At 69.6% G+C, this 17,926-nt stretch carries 19 protein-coding genes; 3 read left to right on the top strand and 16 right to left on the bottom strand.

Features of this window, described 5'->3' with window-relative positions; all coding sequences use genetic code 11:
* Positions 1-24: 24 nt before the first annotated feature.
* From EDD34_RS07175 to EDD34_RS07160, 4 genes are all read right to left on the bottom strand, one after another.
* Positions 25-912, bottom strand: a complete 888-nt coding sequence (locus EDD34_RS07175; RefSeq protein ID WP_123813949.1) for a carbohydrate ABC transporter permease — start codon at positions 910-912, stop codon at positions 25-27.
* Positions 909-1,796 carry a carbohydrate ABC transporter permease gene (locus tag EDD34_RS07170; RefSeq protein WP_123813948.1) on the bottom strand — a complete coding sequence of 296 codons (888 nt, stop codon included), beginning with the start codon at positions 1,794-1,796 and terminating at the stop codon, positions 909-911. Before EDD34_RS07170 ends, EDD34_RS07175 begins: the two co-directional genes overlap by 4 nt.
* Positions 1,793-3,154: an ABC transporter substrate-binding protein gene (locus EDD34_RS07165; protein ID WP_123813947.1), complete on the bottom strand. Its 1,362-nt coding sequence runs from the start codon at positions 3,152-3,154 to the stop codon at positions 1,793-1,795. The genes EDD34_RS07170 and EDD34_RS07165 overlap by 4 nt, the downstream gene beginning before the upstream one ends.
* Positions 3,155-3,652: 498 nt before the next feature.
* Positions 3,653-4,429 (bottom strand): DeoR/GlpR family DNA-binding transcription regulator, encoded by a 777-nt coding sequence (locus EDD34_RS07160; protein WP_123813946.1) that lies wholly within the window; start codon positions 4,427-4,429, stop codon positions 3,653-3,655.
* 175 nt (positions 4,430-4,604) lie between these two features.
* On the opposite strand from EDD34_RS07160, the gene EDD34_RS07155 reads away from it, so the two are divergent.
* Entirely contained in the window at positions 4,605-4,886 is a 282-nt protein-coding gene (locus EDD34_RS07155) for an Lrp/AsnC family transcriptional regulator (RefSeq protein ID WP_123813945.1), read from the top strand.
* A gap of 100 nt (positions 4,887-4,986) precedes the next feature.
* Here EDD34_RS07155 and EDD34_RS07150 read toward each other — a convergent pair whose 3' ends face one another.
* The 5 genes from EDD34_RS07150 to ctaE all read right to left on the bottom strand — a co-directional run bounded on the left by EDD34_RS07150 (position 4,987) and on the right by ctaE (position 10,052).
* Complete coding sequence (locus EDD34_RS07150; protein WP_123813944.1) at positions 4,987-5,616, bottom strand: superoxide dismutase; 630 nt, start codon at positions 5,614-5,616, stop codon at positions 4,987-4,989.
* Positions 5,617-5,713: 97 nt separating this feature from the next.
* On the bottom strand, positions 5,714-7,447 hold the full coding sequence (gene qcrB, locus EDD34_RS07145; RefSeq protein ID WP_123813943.1) for a cytochrome bc1 complex cytochrome b subunit: 1,734 nt from the start codon (positions 7,445-7,447) through the stop codon (positions 5,714-5,716).
* On the bottom strand, positions 7,444-8,502 hold the full coding sequence (gene qcrA / locus EDD34_RS07140; RefSeq protein ID WP_123816386.1) for a cytochrome bc1 complex Rieske iron-sulfur subunit: 1,059 nt from the start codon (positions 8,500-8,502) through the stop codon (positions 7,444-7,446). The genes qcrB and qcrA overlap by 4 nt, the downstream gene beginning before the upstream one ends.
* Positions 8,503-8,507: 5 nt before the next feature.
* Positions 8,508-9,287: a cytochrome bc1 complex diheme cytochrome c subunit gene (gene qcrC, locus EDD34_RS07135; protein ID WP_123813942.1), complete on the bottom strand. Its 780-nt coding sequence runs from the start codon at positions 9,285-9,287 to the stop codon at positions 8,508-8,510.
* Positions 9,288-9,398: 111 nt separating this feature from the next.
* Complete coding sequence (ctaE, locus tag EDD34_RS07130; protein ID WP_123813941.1) at positions 9,399-10,052, bottom strand: aa3-type cytochrome oxidase subunit III; 654 nt, start codon at positions 10,050-10,052, stop codon at positions 9,399-9,401.
* A 186-nt stretch (positions 10,053-10,238) separates the two neighbouring features.
* Between ctaE and EDD34_RS07125 the strand changes: the two genes are divergently transcribed.
* Positions 10,239-10,679, top strand: coding sequence for a response regulator (locus EDD34_RS07125; protein WP_123813940.1), 441 nt, complete (start codon positions 10,239-10,241; stop codon positions 10,677-10,679).
* A 124-nt stretch (positions 10,680-10,803) separates the two neighbouring features.
* Positions 10,804-11,835, top strand: a complete 1,032-nt coding sequence (trpD, locus tag EDD34_RS07120; protein ID WP_123816385.1) for an anthranilate phosphoribosyltransferase — start codon at positions 10,804-10,806, stop codon at positions 11,833-11,835.
* 114 nt (positions 11,836-11,949) lie between these two features.
* On the opposite strand, the gene EDD34_RS07115 is transcribed toward trpD, so the two are convergent.
* The 7 genes from EDD34_RS07115 to EDD34_RS07085 form a co-directional block, all read right to left on the bottom strand.
* A complete protein-coding gene (locus tag EDD34_RS07115; protein WP_123813939.1) occupies positions 11,950-12,363 on the bottom strand; it encodes a cytochrome c oxidase subunit 4 in 414 nt (137 codons plus the stop codon).
* The gene (gene ctaD / locus EDD34_RS07110) at positions 12,360-14,174 is read right to left on the bottom strand and encodes an aa3-type cytochrome oxidase subunit I (RefSeq protein WP_123813938.1); all 1,815 of its coding nucleotides are present in this window, start codon (positions 14,172-14,174) and stop codon (positions 12,360-12,362) included. The genes EDD34_RS07115 and ctaD overlap by 4 nt, the downstream gene beginning before the upstream one ends.
* Positions 14,174-15,079: an aa3-type cytochrome oxidase subunit II gene (gene ctaC / locus EDD34_RS07105; protein WP_123813937.1), complete on the bottom strand. Its 906-nt coding sequence runs from the start codon at positions 15,077-15,079 to the stop codon at positions 14,174-14,176. The genes ctaD and ctaC overlap by 1 nt, the downstream gene beginning before the upstream one ends.
* A 196-nt stretch (positions 15,080-15,275) precedes the next feature.
* The gene (locus EDD34_RS07100; RefSeq protein ID WP_123813936.1) at positions 15,276-15,527 is read right to left on the bottom strand and encodes a sulfurtransferase TusA family protein; all 252 of its coding nucleotides are present in this window, start codon (positions 15,525-15,527) and stop codon (positions 15,276-15,278) included.
* Positions 15,524-16,672 (bottom strand): cysteine desulfurase family protein, encoded by a 1,149-nt coding sequence (locus EDD34_RS07095; RefSeq protein ID WP_123813935.1) that lies wholly within the window; start codon positions 16,670-16,672, stop codon positions 15,524-15,526. The genes EDD34_RS07100 and EDD34_RS07095 overlap by 4 nt, the downstream gene beginning before the upstream one ends.
* A gap of 122 nt (positions 16,673-16,794) precedes the next feature.
* A complete protein-coding gene (erpA, locus tag EDD34_RS07090; protein WP_123813934.1) occupies positions 16,795-17,148 on the bottom strand; it encodes an iron-sulfur cluster insertion protein ErpA in 354 nt (117 codons plus the stop codon).
* Between the two features lie 139 nt (positions 17,149-17,287).
* Entirely contained in the window at positions 17,288-17,896 is a 609-nt protein-coding gene (locus EDD34_RS07085) for a hypothetical protein (protein ID WP_123813933.1), read from the bottom strand.
* Positions 17,897-17,926: the final 30 nt, after the last annotated feature.

Below are 17,926 nucleotides of genomic sequence, written 5' to 3'. Positions count from 1 at the left end.
GGTCCTCACTCACTTGTTCGTGTGTCACTTGATGGCACCCATGGCGAGTCCTCGCACGAGCTGCTTCTGCGCGACCCAGCCCGCGATGACGACCGGCACGATGGCGATCGTCGACGCGGCGGACAGCACCGACAGGAACTGCCCTCGGCCGTCCACGAAGCTCCCGAGCACGGGCGGCGTCGTCCGGGCGACCTGCGTGGTCAGCAGGTTCGCCAGGAAGAACTCGTTCCAGGCGAAGATGAAGCAGATCAGGCCGGCCGCGGCGACGCCGGGCAGCACGATCGGCAGCACCACGCGGAAGATCTCGGTGCGCAGGCCCGCGCCGTCGATCTGCGCGGCCTCGATGATCTCTCGCGGCACCTCGGCCAGGAACGAGCGCATCATCCAGACCGCGATCGGCAGGTTGATGCCGACGTACAGGATCGTCAGCCACGTGATGTTGTCGAGCCCTCCCACGGCCTGCAGCAGCATGTAGACGGGGATGATCGACGCCGCCACGGGCATGAACTTCGTCGAGATGAGGAAGAACAGCGGGTCGCGCACGTTCTTCACGGGCCGGACGCTCAGCGCGTACGCCGCCGGGATCGCCAGGGCCAGGACGAGCAGCGTGGATCCGAGGCTCGCGCTGGCCGAGTTGATCAGGTACGGCAGCATGTCCCGGTCGAACACGGCCTGGAAGCGGTCGAGCGTGAAGTCCGGAGCGAACGTGGGCGGCAGGGTCGCTGCCTGGCTCTCCGGCTTGAAGGCGGTGAACACCATCCACACGACCGGGAAGAAGAACGCGAGGACCGCGATCCACGTCACGGTGGTGAGCGCGATGCCGCGCACGCGGCGGGACGCCCACCCGGCAGGCTTGCGGATCGGGACCTGCGTGGACTTCGTGGCGGGCACGCCGAGAGTGGTCGTGGTCATCGGTTCATCAGCCCTTCCTCCGAGAACACCTTGAACAAGGTGCGAAGTGCCACCATGGCCACCGCGATCGTGACGATCACGGTCATGACGCCGTAGGCGGCGGCCTCACCGACCTCCAGGCCGATGAACGCTCGCTCGTAGAGCAGGTACGACAGGGTCTTGCTGCCGCCCGTGCCCTTGGTCATGATCGCCACCGGGTCGAAGACCTGGAGCAGCAGGATCGTCGCCAGGAGCACCGTGATCTCGACGTACTGGCGAAGGTGCGGAAGCGTGATCCAGGTGAACGTGCGGAACGGGCCCGCGCCGTCGACCCCGGCCGCCTCCAGGACCTCGCGGGGCTGCGACTGCAGCCCCGCGAGGAGGATGAGCATGGCGAACGGCGTGAACTGCCAGATCAGCACCATGATCACGGTCGCGGCCGGCATCTCCGTGTTCCACGCCACCGGCGGGAGGCCCACCAGGGACAGGCCCCAGTTGGCCATGCCGTACGTGAAGTCGAGGATCGACCACTTCCAGATCAGCGCCGCCGCGGCGGGCATGACCAGGAACGGCGTGATCATCAGGGTGCGGGCCACGCTCTGGCCCAGGAACTTGCGGTCGAGCAGCAGGGCGAACAGCAGGCCGAGCACGGTGGCCCCCACCACGGCCGAGCCGGTCACGAGGACCGTGTTGCCCAGCGACGACAGGAACGAGCCGTCGGAGAGGACCTTCGCGTAGTTGTCGAACCCGACGAACCCACGCTGACCGGGTCGCAGCAAGTTCCATTCCTGGAACGAGTAGAAGAGCGTCGCCACCAGGGGGATCTGCGTGAGGAGGATGGCGACGATCAGCGCCGGCCAGAGCAGCGCACGGGAGATCGCCAGGCTGCGGCGCCCTGTGGTCACTGTGCGTCCCCTGCTTCCTGTGCGAGCTCCTGCCCGCGGTCGAGGACGGGGCCGAGCTCGCTGCGCCCGGAGAACACGTCGGACAGGTCCTGGGACACCTGGTTGCCGAGGTCCTGGAACTCGGGGATCGTCACGTACTGGACGCCGGTCCAGGACTGCTCGTACAGGCCCGGCTGCGTCGGGTTCACCGCGAGCATGATGTCCTGCGTGATCGGCGCGAACGACTCCGCGGCCTCCACGTACTCGGGGATCTCGTAGGTCGACTGGCGCGCGCCCGGGGGCACCCGGGTCCAGCCGAGCTCCTCACCGACGAGCTGGTGGTACTCCTTGCTGGTGGCCCACTTGATGAACTCGATGGCCTCGTCCTGGTTCTGCGTGGTCTCGGGGACCGCGAGGTTCCAGGACCACAGCCAGCCGGACTCCTCGGTCTCCTTGACCGGGGCGTGGGCGTAGCCCATCTTGCCCGCGACCTCGGAGGCCTCGGGGTCCTCGAGCATGCCGGCGGCGACGGTCGCGTCCACCCACATGGCCGCCTTGCCCTGGGTCATGGTGTTGAGGCACTCGGTGAAGCCGGTCGAGACGGGGTCGGCGGGGCCGGCGTCCTCCACGAGGTCCACGTAGAACTGCACGGCCTCGGTGAACTCCGGGTCGTTGACGTGGGCGTTCCAGTCCTCGTCGAACCAGGTGCCGCCGAACGTCTGGACCACGGTGGTCAGGGGGGCGAACAGCTCGCCCCAGCCGGGCTTGCCGCGCAGGCAGATACCGGTCACGTCGTCGGAGTTCACCTCACGGGCCGCCTCGGCGACCTCGTCCCAGGTGGGGTTCTCCGACATGGTGATCCCGGCCTCGTCGAGGATCTCCTTGTTGTACATCAGCATCGACGACTCGCCGTAGAACGGCACCGCGTACAGGCTGTCGTCCACGGAGACGACGTCCTTGACCGGGGCGAACAGGTCGTCGACGTCGTACTCGGCGTCGGAGCTGAGCGGCTCCGTGAGGTCAGCCAGCCACTCGTTCTCGGCCCAGATCGGCACCTCGTAGGAACCGATCGTCACGATGTCGTACTGGCCACCACCCGTGGCGATGTCCTTGGTCACGGCGTCGCGCAGGTCGTTCTCCTCCATCTGCACGAAGTTCACCGTGATGTCGGGGTGGGACTCCTCGAATTCGCCCTTGAGCTCCTCCATGTCCTTCATCTGCGGGTTGTTCACCGTGGCGAGCGTCAGCTCGACGGGACCGTCCCCGCCGTCGCCCGATCCGCCGCCACCACCGGCACCCGAGCAGCCGGCCAGCACCAGCGCGCCGGCAGCCAGCACCGCCGGGACCGTGGCCCGGCGCATCCTCGTCGTGAGCGTCATCGCTCTTCTCCTCGTCGTTGCGTGTCGTGACGACTTCCCCGGGTGCCACCTCGCGGATGCCGAATCTCTCGGCCTCGCCCGGTACCGCCCCGTTGTCCGTCGTCATGCGGCGCGCCTGGTCGTGGCACGCCCCTTGGTCAACACCGTCATGCTGGGCCTGGCCCGCAGCACGGTCAAAGGACGGCATTGCGAATCGGTCAGGGTCGTGGCGAGAACGGGCAGGAGCTCCGGTCACACCGTGACCGAGATCACACAACCGTGCAGGAATCGTGCGGCTCAAACGCACAACGACGCGGCGAGAACACCCACGAACCGGAAGCGACGCCGCCCGAACCGGTCAGAACGCAGGTCACGCTGAGATCACGCGGACGTCACGCGGAGGTCTCGGCCGCAGGGCCGGGGAAGGGGTGAGAACGGGTGAGAGGACGACGGCGCATCGGCGCTTGGCACACTTTTATGCGAGGCGCCGCGGGGCGTGCCACCCCGTCGGGGCACGTCTCAGACCTGGACGACGTGGGCGCCCGCCTCGCCGAACACCCGGGCCCGGGCGGCGGGCAGTTCGACGCCGGTGATCACCACTTCGAAGTCGGTCAGCTCGGCGAAACGGACGAAGCTCGTCACGCCGAACTTGTGGTGTGCCCCCACGAAGATCTTGCGGTGACTCGACGCGATCGCCGCGGCCTTCACGTGCGCCACGGCCGGATCCGGCGTCGTGAGCCCGTCGGACACGGTCACGCCGTTCGCCCCGATGAACGCCAGGTCCATGCGGAAGCCCCGCAGCATGTCGGTCGCCCACCCGTCGACGACGCCGAGCGTGTTCCCCCGCACCCGGCCGCCCACGATGATCACCTGCAGGTTGTCCCGGCCGGAGAGCTCCGACGCGATCGGGAGGGACGTGGTCACGACGATCAGGTCGTGGTCGTCCGGCAGCGCGCGGGCCAGGAGAAGCGACTGGAAGCCCTCGTCGATGAAGATGGTGCGGGCCTCGCCGACCCGCCGGGCGCCCTCCTCCGCGATCCGGGCCTTCTCCTCCGGGAAGTTCTGCGTGCGCTCCGCCAGCGCCGTCTCGAACGTGCTGGACTCCACCGGGAACGCCAGCCCGTAGCTACGCCGGATCAGTCCCTGCGCCTCGAGCTTGCGCAGCTCGCGGCGCACGGTCTCCTGGGACACGCCGAGCAGGCGCGCGGACTCGCTGACCTCGATCCGCCCCTGCCCGCGCACCAGGCTGAGCAGTTCCTTCGCCCGTGACGACGTACGCTCCGTGACATCACTCATGCCGTACCTCCCCGTCCGTCACGCCACCCGATCGAGTTCCACCTCATAAGACCCCATCGTGCCAATCCCGGAGCCAAGAGTCCACGTGCGACGTGTCGTCGATCACAGGGTCCCTCGCCGGGAATCCGTTGCCGGTCCCGTCGTGCGCCCCTCGTGAGGTGATTACGATGGCGCCATGCTGACCGCGATCGTCCTCATCGACGCCGAGACCGCCCGCATCCCCGAGGTCGCCGAGGCCGTCACCGACATCCCCGGCGTGACCGAGGTCTTCTCCGTGACAGGCAAGGTGGACCTCGTCGCCATCGTGCGCGTGCACGAGCACGAGGAGCTCGCCGGGGTGGTGTCCGACGCCGTGAACAAGGTCCCCGGCGTGACCCGCACGGAGACCCTCATCGCCTTCCGCGCCTATTCCAGCAAGGACCTGGAGCAGGCCTTCGCCCTGGGCCTGGACGACTGAACGACGGCGGTCCGTGGCCCCTTCGGCGCGGAAGGGGCCACGGACCGCCGTCGTACATCGAGGCCGCGGCTGGCCGCGGCCCTTCACCGTGCCGGCCGGATCAGGCCGTCGGGACGATCAGGCCTGACGTCTGAGCCTTCGCACGGGCCAGGCGCTCGGCGGCGTCGGCCCAGTTGACGATGTTCCACCAGGCCTTGATGTAGTCCGGGCGGACGTTCAGGTAGTCCAGGTAGTAGGCGTGCTCCCAGCAGTCGAGCAGCACGATCGGCGTGAGGCCCATCGGGATGTTGCCCTGCTGGTCGAAGAGCTGGACCACGACGAGCTTCTCGCCGATGGAGTCCCACGCCAGGATCGCCCAGCCGGAGCCCTGCACGGTCGTGGCCACGGCCGTGAAGTGAGCCTTGAACTTGTCGAACGAGCCGAAGTGCTCGTCGATCGCCGCGCCGATCTCGCCGGTCGGCTCCCCGCCGCCCTCCGGGGACATGTTGGTCCAGAAGGCGGAGTGGTTGACATGACCCCCGAGATTGAACGCGAGGTTCTTCTCGAGCTGGTTGATCGAGCTCAGGTCGCCCTTGTCGCGCGCCTCGGCGAGCTTCTCCAGCGTCTCGTTGGCGACCTTGACGTAGGTCGCGTGGTGCTTGGAGTGGTGCAGCTCCATCACCTTCGCCGAGATGTGCGGCTCCAGAGCGCCGTAGTCGTAGCTCAGGTCAGGGAGCTTGTACTCAGCCATAGTGCGTAGTTCCTCCTCGGTGAGACGACGATGACCCGACTCCCCCGCCCGCCGGAACGGGTGAGGAGCCGGGTCATCGCTTGAATCCGCAGGTCGCTCAGTGCTCCTGCGAGTCTGTGCTGTCCGTCCGGCCGGTGCCGACGGCGGCGGGCGCGGCCTGACGCCCGTCGGCCTCGATCGCGTCGTGGTCGCCGTGGGCGTGCGCCGCGGCGAGCTCCGCCGGTGTCACCGGCTCCACGCGGTCCTCGTAGAAGAACCGGGAGAGACGCTGCCAGCGCTTGTCCGCGCCGTAGCCCTTGCGCTTGACGCCGCGGGCGTCCATCTTGGGCTCGATCTCCAGCGGCGTCGGCGCATCGTAGTTGACGCGCAGCCAGCGCTCCTGGTCGCTCAGCGGGGTGTGGACCTCGACGTACTCGCCGTTGGCGTACCGCACGATGCGCCCGGACTCGTTCCCGTGCAGCACCAGCTCCCGGTCCTTGCGCTGCAGGCCCAGGCAGATGCGCTTGGTGACCACGAACGCCACCACCGGCAGCACGAAGAACAGGATCCGGAACACCCACGTGATCTGGTTGATCGACATCCCGAAGTGCGTGGCGATGAGGTCGTTCGACCCGGCCGCGGCCAGCAGGATGAAGTCCGCGAGGAACGCCACCCCCAGCGCCGTGCGCACCGGGACGTTCCGCGGCCGGTCGAGCACGTGGTGCTCCCGCTTGTCACCCGTGACCCGGGACTCGAGGAACGGGTACAGGATGAGGAACGTGAACAGGATGCCGGGCACGACGACGGCCGGGATCAGGACGTTCAGGGACAGCGTGTAGCCGAGGATCTCCCATTCGAAGCCCGGTCCCGGCATGAGCCGCAGCGAGCCCTCGAGGAACAGCATGTACCAGTCGGGCTGGGCGCCGGCCGAGACCGGGGACGGGTCGTACGGGCCGTAGTTCCACACGTTGTTGATCGCCATCGTGGCGCCCATGAGCACCAGCACGCCGAACACGATGAAGAAGTTGCCCGTCATCTTCGCCACGTAGACCGGGAGAGCCGGGTAGCCGACGACGTTCTTGTCGGTGCGGCCGCCGCCCGGGTACTGCGTGTGCTTGTGCAGCACCATGAGGAACAGGTGCAGCGCGATGAGCGCGACGATCAGCGCCGGGACGATGAGGATGTGCACCGTGAACAGGCGCGGGATGATGTGCTCGCCCGGGAACTCGCCGCCGAAGATCATGTACGACATGAACGACCCGATCACCGGGATCGACTTCACCACGCCGTCGGTGATGCGCAGGCCGTTGCCGGAGAGCACGTCGTCGGGCAGCGAGTAGCCGGAGAAGCCGGCCGCGAGGCCCAGGATCAGCAGGGTGAAGCCGACGAGCCAGTTGAGCTCGCGCGGCTTGCGGAACGCGCCCGTGAAGAACACGCGCATCATGTGCACGACGATCGACGCCATGAAGATCAGCGCGGACCAGTGGTGCACCTGGCGCATGAGGAGGCCCCCGCGCACCTCGAACGACATGTCGAGCGTGGACGCGTACGCCACGGACATCGTCTGGCCGTGCGCCGAGGCCGGGTGGTCGCCGTGGTACTCGGTGAGCGCCATCGACGGCTCGAAGAACATGGTCAGGAAGACGCCGGAGATGAGGAGCGCGACGAAGCTGAACAGCGCGATCTCGCCGAGCATGAAGGACCAGTGGTCCGGGAAGACCTTGCGCGCGAACTCCTTGACCGCGCCACCGATGCTCGTGCGCTGGTCGAGGTAGTCCGCCGCCTTGCCGAGGCGCGTCGTCGGCTCGGAGGCCGCCGCCCCGGCCTTCGTGGTGTCGTGTGCGGTACTCACTTCAGACGCTCCCAGAAGCTCGGGCCGATCGGCTCGGCGAAGTCGTCCTGCGCCACGAGGTAGCCCTCGTCGTCAACGGCGATGGGCAGCTGCGGCAGCGGGCGCTTCGCCGGGCCGAACACCACCTTGGCGCTGTCGGCCACGTCGAACGTGGACTGGTGGCAGGGGCACAGCAGGTGATGGGTCTGCTGCTCGTACAGCGCCACGGGGCAGCCGACGTGCGTGCAGATCTTCGAATAGGCCACGATGCCGTCGTACGACCACTGCTGCCCCTCGGGCGACTGGTCGGACTTCAGCTCCTCAGGCCGCACTCGCACCATGAGAACCACTGCCTTTGACTTCTCCGTGATCCATTCGTGGGTCTCACGGTACTCCTCCGTGGTCTCCGGGATCACGTGGAAGGCCGAGCCGATGTTCACGTCGCTGGCCTTGATGGGGCGGCCCGACGGGTCGAGTGCGAGACGGGTGCCCTTCTTCCACATCGTGTGCTTGAACTTCGACACGTTCCAGTCGCCACCCACCGAGCCGATCAGCGGCACGGCGATGGTCAGCGGGAAGAGCGCCAGCGCCGAGAGGGCGGCGCCCTTGAGCAGACCACGGCGGCCGACGGCGCCCGAGTCCTCCAGGCCCTCGTTCAGGTCCCGCACCGCCTCGGCGCGGACCGCGTCGGAGCTGCGGATCGGGTGCCGGTCCTGGACCATCTCGGCGTCGCCCATCAGGGACTTGGCCCAGTGGATCCCCGCGATGCCGATGCCCAGGAGCGAGACGGCCATGCCCAGCCCGAGCAGCAGCGTCGACAGCCGGACGCTCTCGGTGGTCCCCTCCGGGGGGACCGCGACGTACGCGACGACGGTGCCGACCGCACCGAGGCAGGACAGCACGAACAGGAACGTCACGATCCGTTCGTTGCGCTTGGCCGACTTCGGGTCGACGTCGGTCAGGCGCGGCTTGTGCGCCGGGACCCCGGGGTCCGCGAACTTCTCCGCCGGGACGACGTCGGTGCGTGCCGCGCCGGTGGTCGTCACCTCGGTGGAGGCGTCGTTGGGGTGGTTCATGTCGCTCACGAGGACTTCGCTCCGATCCAGACTGCCGCGCCGATCAGCAGGCCGAGGCCGACGACCCAGGTCCACACGCCCTCGCTGACCGGGCCGAGCGAGCCGAGCGAGGCACCACCGGCGGAACCATCGCGCTGCTCGACCAGGAACGCGATGATGTCGCGCTTCTCGTCGGGGGTGATGTTGGCGTCGTTGAAGACCGGCATCGACTGCGGGCCGGTCTGCATCGCCTGATAGATGTTGCGCTCGCTGACCTGGAACAGCGCCGGGGCGTACTTGCCCTCGCTCAGCGCGCCACCGGCACCGATCGCGTTGTGGCACATCGCGCAGTTGGTGCGGAACAGGGCCCCGCCGTTCGCGGCGTCACCGAGTTCGGCGTCGACCTGCTCTTCCGTCGGGATCGCCGGCCCCGGGCCGAGCGAGGAGACGTAGGTGGCGAGCGCGGCGGTGGCCTCCGCGTCGAACTGCGGCGGCTTCGCCATCGCCTGAGGGCCGTTCGCCTGCATGGGCATGCGGCCGGTCGACACCTGGAAGTCCACGGCGGCGGCGCCGACGCCCACCAGGGACGGCACACCCTCGGCGCCCTCGGCGTTCGGGCCGTGGCAGGTGGCGCAGTTCGCCTGGAAGAGCTTCTTGCCCGTCTCGATGTCCTCGGTGCTGACGGTCTCTGCCTGCGCCTCGGTGGGCGCCAGAGCGGCGTACACGCCGCCGGTGACCAGCAGCGCCAGCAGCAGGAGCACGACCGGCGCCAGCCGGTGGTGCCTGCGGGCGGCGAGTGCCTTCACGGATTGATCCTCGTCTCGTGCGTGAGTGCTTGCATCTTCTCTTGTGACGCCCTGGCGGCTCGGAATGTGACATCCCGTGTCGGCACTGCCGTGACCGGAGGGCGACCAGGCCTACTGCAGGATGTAGATCACGAAGAACAGCGCGATCCACACCACGTCGACGAAGTGCCAGTAGTACGACACGACGATCGCGGTGGTGGCCTCGTGGTGCCCGAAGCGCCGGGCGGCGAACGAGCGGCCGAGCAGGAACAGGAAGGCGATCAGACCGCCCACCACGTGGAGTCCGTGGAAGCCCGTGGTCAGGTAGAAGACCGAACCGTACGGGCTGGACGAGATGGTCAGGCCCGCGTGCACCAGCTCCGCGTACTCGAACACCTGGCCGCCGATGAAGAACGCGCCCATCAGGTAGGTCAGCGCCATCCACTCGTGCATGCCCCAGGACCAGAAGGCCAGGAGGCCGCCCCTGCGCCTGGGCTGGAAGCGCTCGGCGGCGAGCACGCCCATCTGGCAGGTCACCGAGGACAGCACCAGGACGGTGGTGTTGAGCGCGGAGAAGGGGATGTTCAGGTGATCGGTCTGTGCCGCCCACTCGTCGGCGGGCATGACCTGCCGCACCGTGAAGTACATCGCGAACAGCGCCGCGAAGAACATGAGCTCGCTCGCGAGCCAGACGATGGTCCCGACCGACACGGGGTTCGGACGGTTCACTGTCACGTGCTGGTGGGTATGAGTGGCTGCAGCCGTTGCGGTCGACACGTCAGCCATTATGGCTGACATGAAGCACCGGTGATGACCGAGGGGCCCCCGGAGCACGCGAAGAATGTCACAAAGCCATCACTTGATGACGCGGGAAAGCACAGTGCCATGAAAACCTGGGCGGACCACCCTGCCGCCAGGGCATCCGATGTGCCACGATGCCGGGGGACCTGACCCGCGAGAGGATGCCCTTCGATGACTGACGTGACCACAGCTCCCTCCCCCGCGTCCGAGACGACGGCTGGCGGCACGACGCCGTCCGGCCCGGCCCCGCGGATCCTGCTGTACAGCGACGACCGCACGGTGCGCGAGCAGGTGCGCCTCGCCGTCGGCCCCCGGATCTCGGCCGACGCGCCGCAGATCGTCTGGCACGAGGCAGCCACCCCGGCCGCCGTCGTCGACGCCGCCGACTCCGACCGGTGGGACCTGCTCGTGCTCGACGGCGAGGCGGACAAGTCCGGCGGCATGGGCCTCTGCCGGCAGCTCAAGAACGAGCTGTACGAGTGCCCGCCGGTGCTCGTGCTGACGGGGCGGCCGCAGGACTCCTGGCTGGCGTCGTGGTCGCAGGCCGACGGCACCGTCACCCGCCCGCTCGACCCCATCGCCGTGCAGGCCGCCGTGGCGAACCTGCTGTGAGCCCGCACCGTACGACCGGCACGATGCGCGAGCCGGGGACCGGACCGACGACCACCGCGTCGACAGACGCGACGACCTACAAGGTGACGACAGAGTGACCGACGCAGTGAACGGCGAACCGACGATGGCGAGCCTGCTGGCCTCCCTGATGGCCGGCGAGGACCTGGGCAAGGAACGCGCGGCCTGGGCGATGGATCAGGTGATGACCGGCGAGGTCTCCCCCGTGCAGCTGGCCGGGTTCCTCGTGGCGCTGCGGGTGAAGGGCGAGACCGTCGACGAGCTCGGCGGTCTCGTGGAGTCCATGCTCGCGCACGCCACCCGCATCGACGTCCCTGGGCCCACGGTCGATCTCGTGGGCACGGGCGGCGACCGGGCGCACACGGTGAACATCTCGACGATGGCGGCCGTGGTGCTCGCCGGATGCGGGATCCGCGTGGTGAAGCACGGCAACCGGGCGGCGACGTCGTCGTCGGGTGCGGCGGACGTGCTGGAACAGCTCGGCATCCGGCTGGACCACACCCCGGAGCGGGTGGCGCGGATCGCTCAGGAGGCGGGCATCACGTTCTGCTTCGCGATGGTGTTCCACCCGTCGATGCGGCACGCCGGCGTCGCCCGCAAGGAACTCGGCGTCCCCACGGCGTTCAACTTCCTGGGGCCGCTGACGAACCCGGCCCAGCCGAGTGCGACGGCGGTCGGCTGTGCGGACGCGCGCATGGCGCCGCTGATGGCCGGCGTTTTTGCCGAGCGCGGCACGAATGCCCTGGTGTTCCGCGGGGACGAGGGCCTGGACGAGCTCGCCGCCACGGCCGGCACCACGATCTGGGAGGTTCGCGGCGGAGAGGTCCGGGAACAGCGTCTGGACGCCGCGGCGGACCTGGGGATGACCCGGATCAAGGTGGAGGACCTGCGCGGGGCGGACGCCGCCTACAACGCGGAGGTCGCCCGCCGGGTGTTCTCGGGCGAGGACCAGGGCCCGGTCCGCGAGACCGTCCTGCTCAACGCGGCCGCGGCCCTGGTGGCTGACGCAACCCTGGAGGGTACGGCGTCGGGCTCCCTGACGGACCGCCTGACGGCGGGCCTGACCCACGCGGCCCGCGCGATCGACTCGGGCGCCACCCAGCGGGCCCTCGACCGCTGGGTCGAGGCGGCCAGGTAGCTCGGCGCCACGCGGCGCGGGCGAGCCGAGCACGGCAGACCCCCGAGATGTCAGAACCCCCACGGTCCCGCGGGACCGTGGGGGTTCTGACGTCTCGGAGCCGGTCGAGCGACCTCAGTGCGCGTGCTGGCCCCGGGAGAACTCGAACACCCAGCCCACCAGCGCGATGATGCCCAGCGGGATCGCGATCCCCAGGATCCACCAGCCCGCGGCCATCGCGAGGAAGGTCAGTGCGGACGAACCCGCGATGGCCAGCGGCCACCAGCTCCACGGGGCGTAAACGCCCTGGTCGCCGGCGCCGTCGGCGATCTCGGCGGTCGGCGAGTCCTCCGGGCGCTCGTCGATGCGCTTCGCGGTCAGCATCAGGTAGAAGCCGACCATGAAGACCATCGCGCCCACGAGGAGGATGCACAGCGTGCCGACGGGCTCCCAGCCCTGGGGCGTGTTGTACGTCCAGATCGCGTACACGGCGGCGGCCAGGAGGAACAGCGGCGCACCGGCGATGAACAGCCTGGTCTCGATCTTCACTTGCCGTCCTCCTCGTCGCGGTCCTCGACGATGACCGTCGTGCTCTGCTCAGGTTGGCCCGATCCGGACATCATGCGCTCCTGCCCCTGGACGTCCTGGCCGCGGCGGTCCGCCTCACCGTAGATGTTCATGAGCAGATGGCGGTGGTACTCCGGGTGCTCCATCGCCGCGACCTCCGGGTGGTGCAGGTCGAACGCCGGCGACTCGCTGCGGATCCGGGGAAGCGACGTGAAGTTGTGGCGCGGCACCGGGCAGGCCGTGGCCCACTCCAGCGAGCGGCCGTAGCCCCACGGGTCGTCGACGGCCACCTTCGGCGCGTTGCGCGCCGTGGTGTACACGTTCCACAGGAACGGCAGCGTCGAGGCCGCCAGGATGAACGCACCGATCGTGGACACCTGGTTGGCGATCGTGAAGCCCTCCTCCGGCATGTAGTCCGCGTACCGGCGAGGCATGCCCCACACACCCAGCCAGTGCTGGATGAGGAAGGTCATGTGGAAGCCGACGAACAGCAACCAGAAGTGCAGCTTCCCGAGACGCTCCGACAGCATCTTGCCGGTCATCTTGGGCCACCAGAAGTAGAAGCCCGCGAACATCGCGAAGACCACCGTGCCGAACACCACGTAGTGGAAGTGCGCCACCACGAAGTAGGAGTCCGACAGCGAGAAGTCGAGGGCCGGGCTCGACAGGATAATGCCCGTCAGGCCGCCGAAGAGGAACGTCACGAGGAACCCGATGCTCCACAGCATCGGTGTCTCGAAGGTGAGTTTCCCTCGCCACATCGTGCCGATCCAGTTGAAGAACTTCACGCCCGTCGGTACCGCGATGAGCATCGTCATGAACGCGAAGAACGGCAGCAGGACGGCACCGGTCACGTACATGTGGTGCGCCCACACCGTCACGGACAGCGCGGCGATGGCGATGGTCGCGTAGACCAGGCCGACGTAGCCGAAGATCGGCTTGCGGGAGAAGACCGGGAGGATCTCCGAGACGATGCCGAAGAACGGCAGGGCGATGATGTACACCTCGGGGTGCCCGAAGAACCAGAACAGGTGCTGCCACAGCAGCGCGCCACCGTTCTCCGGGTTGAAGACCTGCGCCCCGAGCCGTCGGTCGGCGCCGAGCGCGAACAGTGCGGCGGCCAGCGGCGGGAACGCCATCAGCACCAGGAGGCTGGTGACCAGGGTGTTCCACGTGAAGATCGGCATCCGGAACATCGTCATGCCCGGCGCGCGCATCGTGATGATCGTGGTGATGAAGTTGACCGCACCGAGGATGGTGCCGAAACCACCGAGCGCGAGGCCGAAGACCCACAAGTCTCCACCGAGCCCCGGACTGAACGTGGTGGACGACAACGGCGCGTAGGCGAACCAGCCGAACGAGGCGGCGCCCTGCGGCGTGAAGAACCCGGCCGAGGCGATGAGGCCACCGAACAGGAACAGCCAGTAGGCGAACATGTTCAGGCGCGGGAACGCGACGTCGGGCGCGCCGATCTGCAGCGGCATGATGACGTTCGCGAAGCCCGCGAACAGCGGGGTGGCGAACAGCAGCAGCATGATCGTGCCGTGCATGGTGAAGAGCTGGTTGTACTGCTCCTTGCTCTGCACCAGCTGGATTCCCGGTTCGTACAGCTCGGCGCGGATGACGAGTGCCATCAGGCCGCCGATGCAGAAGAACAGGAACGACGTGATCAGGTACATGTACCCGATCGTCTTGTGGTCGGTGGACGTGACCCAGCTGATCACGACCTTGCCGAAGGACTGCCGGTCCTCGCGCAGACCGGGGACCACGTCCGCATGGGTTGCGGTGGCCATCAGTGCTCAGCCTCCTCGGCGTTGACGGGACCCTGCTCGCGGACGAGGTCGAGCCCGAGCTCGCCCTCCTGGCCCGCGGCGCGCAGCTCGTCCATGTGCGCGTCGAACTCCTCCTGGGAGACGACCTTGACGTTGAAGAGCATGCCCGAGTGGAACTCGCCGCAGAGCTCGGCGCACTTGCCGGCGTACGTTCCCTCGCGCGTCGGGGTCACCTGGTAGTAGTTGGTGTGGTGCGGGATCGTGTCCTCCTTGTAGAGGAACGCGGGGATCCAGAACGAGTGGATCACGTCCCGCGAGTCGAGCTGGAACTCGACCGTCCTGCCCACGGGCAGGTAGAGGGTGGGCACGTCGACATCGGTGCCCGGCTCGCCGTCGACCAGCTTGTCCTCGGTCACGCCGCCCGGGTCGGGCTCGTGCTCGCCGTACTCGTAGACGCCCTCGTCCAGGTAGTTGAAGTCCCAGCTCCACTGCTTGCCGACGACGCCGATGTGTACCTCGGGCTCGGCCTCGGGCTCGGTGATCGTCGTCATGACACGGTCGGTGTGCCAGAACAGGGCGAGGACCATCAGGGTCGGTACCACGGTGTACATGATCTCGAGCGGCATGTGGTACCGGGTCTGCACGGGCAGGCGGTGATCGTCCCGGCGCTTGCGGTAGGCGGCGATGCACCACAGCATCAAGCCCCACGTGATCACGCCCACCACAAGGGCGGCTGCCCACGAGCCCACCCACAGCTGGGTGATGTCGGCAGTCTGGTTCGTCACCTCCCCGTCTTCATAGCCGGGGAGATAACCGCGCTGAACGGTTTCACTGGCGCAACCGGTGGCCAGCCCCGCGACGGCGACGGCGAGTGCCGACGCACGCAGAGCGGCCCGCCTGGTGCGGGTCGAGGGCTTCGAGTGCAAGGGTGGCCTTTCACGTCTCGTCCGGCGGTGCGTACCGGCGCACGACCACGACGTGCACCCGGGCTCCACGCAGAACCATCTGATAGGTCGCAGCCTAGCGCGCCGAGAGTGCTCACGATGACCCACAGCGCCCGGGGCAAGTGTGACGAGTCACGCACTCCGTGGCCCTGACTCTCGCTGTTCGGACACACATGCTTCACGTGTCAGAACGTCGCAACCGCACCGTGAGCGTCCACACGCCGTCGGACTCGGTCACGGCAACCGTCTCGTGGCCCCGCATCCGCGCCCAGGCCGGCACGTCGTACCGCGCGGCGGGGTCCGTCGAGAGCACGGCGACCTCCGTCCCGGCAGCGAGTTCCTTCGCCCGCGCGGCCAGCCGGATCACCGGCAGCGGGCAGCGCAGGCCGCGCGCGTCGACGGTCTCGGCCGCCCCTGCCGCCGCGCTCACAGTCCCCGCACCCCCAGCGCCTCGCGCACCCGCTCCACCGCCGGGGGCAGCACGGCGAGGAATCGCTCGACGTCCGCCTCCGACGTCGCGCGGTCGAGCGCGATCCGCACGTTCCCGTGCGTGAGCACCCCCATCGCCGCGAGCACGTGCGACGGCTCGAGCGTGCTCGCCGTGCAGGCAGAGCCGGAGCCGACGGCGAACCCCTGCCGGTCGAGCTCCGTGACCAGCGCCTCGCCGTCGACGTAGAGGAACGAGAACGTGACGACGTGCGGGAGCCGGGTGTCGGGGTCGCCCACCACCTCGACGTCGGGCACCCCGGCGACGGCCGCCCGGATGCGGTCCACGAGCTCGCGGCGGTGGGCACCGGCGGCCGCGAGGTCGGCCTGGACCGCCTCCAGCGCCACGGCCGACGCGAACGCCAGCGGCACGCTCACCCCGCCGGGCGCCCACGGCTCGGGGTCCTCGGGGCCGGTGCCCGGCAGCCGGACCCGCCCCCGCGCGGCCAGGACGCCGACGCCGGCCGGCCCGCCCCAGTCGGCCGGATCGGCCGCGAGCAGGTCCCAGGTCGCGGGGACGCGCGCGTGCCCGAGGCTCGCCCCGGCATCGACCAGCAGGGGGACGCCGGCCGCACGAGCGGCGTCGTGCACCCCCTCGACCGGCTGGACGGTACCGACCTCCCCGTTCGCGTGCTGGAGCGCGGCGAGGGCGACCCCCGGGCGACTCACGGCCGCGGCGAAGGCGCCGGCGTCCGCGCGGCCGAGCCGGTCGACGGCGACGGTCTCGCGCTCCCCCGCCGCGTCCGCGGCGTGCAGCACGGCCGCGCGCTCCGTCGCGCCGACCACGATCCGGCGCCCGCCCCGGCGCCGGCCCGCCGCGCCCGCCGTGACCGCGCGGTGCAGGGCCGCCGTGTGACCGTGCGTGAAACGGACCTCCTCCGTACGCGCCCCCAGCACCGCGGCGACGGCCTCGCGGGCGCCGTCGAGCAGACGTGCCGCCCGGCGGCCCTCCGCGTGGAGTCGGCGCGGGTCGGCCCAGCCGTCGTCGAGCGCCTGGAGCAGCGCCTCACGGGCGAGCGGGTGCCAGGGCGCCCGTCCTCCGTTGTCGAGGTGGACGCGGGGTGGCGCGGAGCTTTCCATACCGGCCATCCTCCCTGACTCCAGTGCCCTGGCCCCGCGCGCGCCCGCTCCGGCATCACGTGCGGCATGCGGGCACACGACGACGGCGGCCGCCGTCCCCCAGGGAACCGCGACCGCCGTCGAACGGAACGTCAGCTGAACGAGCCGCCGCAGGCGCAGGCGCTGCCGGCGTTCGGGTTGTCGATCGTGAAGCCCTGCTTCTCGATGGTGTCGGCGAAGTCGATGGTGGCGCCCTCGAGGTAGGGGACGCTCATCTTGTCGACCACGACCTCGACGCCGTTGTAGTCGCGCAGCGCGTCCGCCTCGAGGAGGCGCTCGTCGAAGTACAGCTGGTAGATCAGGCCGGAGCAGCCGCCCGGCTGCACCGCCACTCGGAGACGCAGGTCGTCGCGCCCCTCCTGCTCGAGCAGGCTGCGTACCTTGTCGGCCGCGAAGTCGGTGAGGTTCACGCCGTGGGTGGCGATTTCGGAGGCGGTCTCGGTCATCTCTGCTCCAGCTCCTGCTCTGGCGCGCGTGAGCGCAACCTTGGCGGTCTTCTCGTGGGCTCGTAACACCGACCCACCGAGTTCTGTTCCCGATCCTACGCCCGCGTCGGCGATGGCTCCGTGACGAGGGTCACGCGCGTCACGCCCAGCCCGGCGTCCAGGAACGCGCGACGCGGCCGACGTCGGCGTCGTGCACCTCGTGGGCGCCGCTGACGCCCGCCGCGGCGAGCTCGCGACGGCTCACCTCGATGCGGCCCGCGAGCGCCACGACCGGGACGGCGTGGGGCGCGGCGGCCGCGGCGGCTTCCGCGACGGGCCCGGCGCGCAGGGTTCCGGCGTCGAGCACGGCCACCCACGCGACGACGACGTCGGACGCCGCGGCGGCGTGCGACAGGGCGTTCGCCTCGGTGGGCGGGAGCGCGGAACGGGGTGCGGCGGGGCCGGGCGGCTCGGGAGGCGGGGCGCCGACGGTCAGGCGGGTTCCGGCGACGACGACGGACCGGGGGGCGGGGCGGCCGGCGGAACCACCGGGTTCGTGGCCGGGTTCGAGGCCGGCGGCTCCGGGAAGACCGTCGGCGAACGGGACGCCGTCGGGCAGGGCGTCGCCGGCCCCGGGCGCCGCGGGCGCGGCCGGGGGCGCGACGCCGACGGCGCGCGGCTCGGCGACCACCCCGGGTGCGGCGGCACGCCAGGCCGATGCCAGCTCGCGCGCCATGCCGTCGTCCTGTGCCATCACGACCACTCGCATTCCCCGAGGCTAGCGCTCCGCGCGGGCCGG

This window comes from Myceligenerans xiligouense, from assembly GCF_003814695.1.
Lineage (GTDB): Bacteria > Actinomycetota > Actinomycetes > Actinomycetales > Cellulomonadaceae > Myceligenerans > Myceligenerans xiligouense.
Note: the sequence above shows the minus strand (reverse complement) of the source record. Positions and strands in the feature narration are given on the sequence as shown.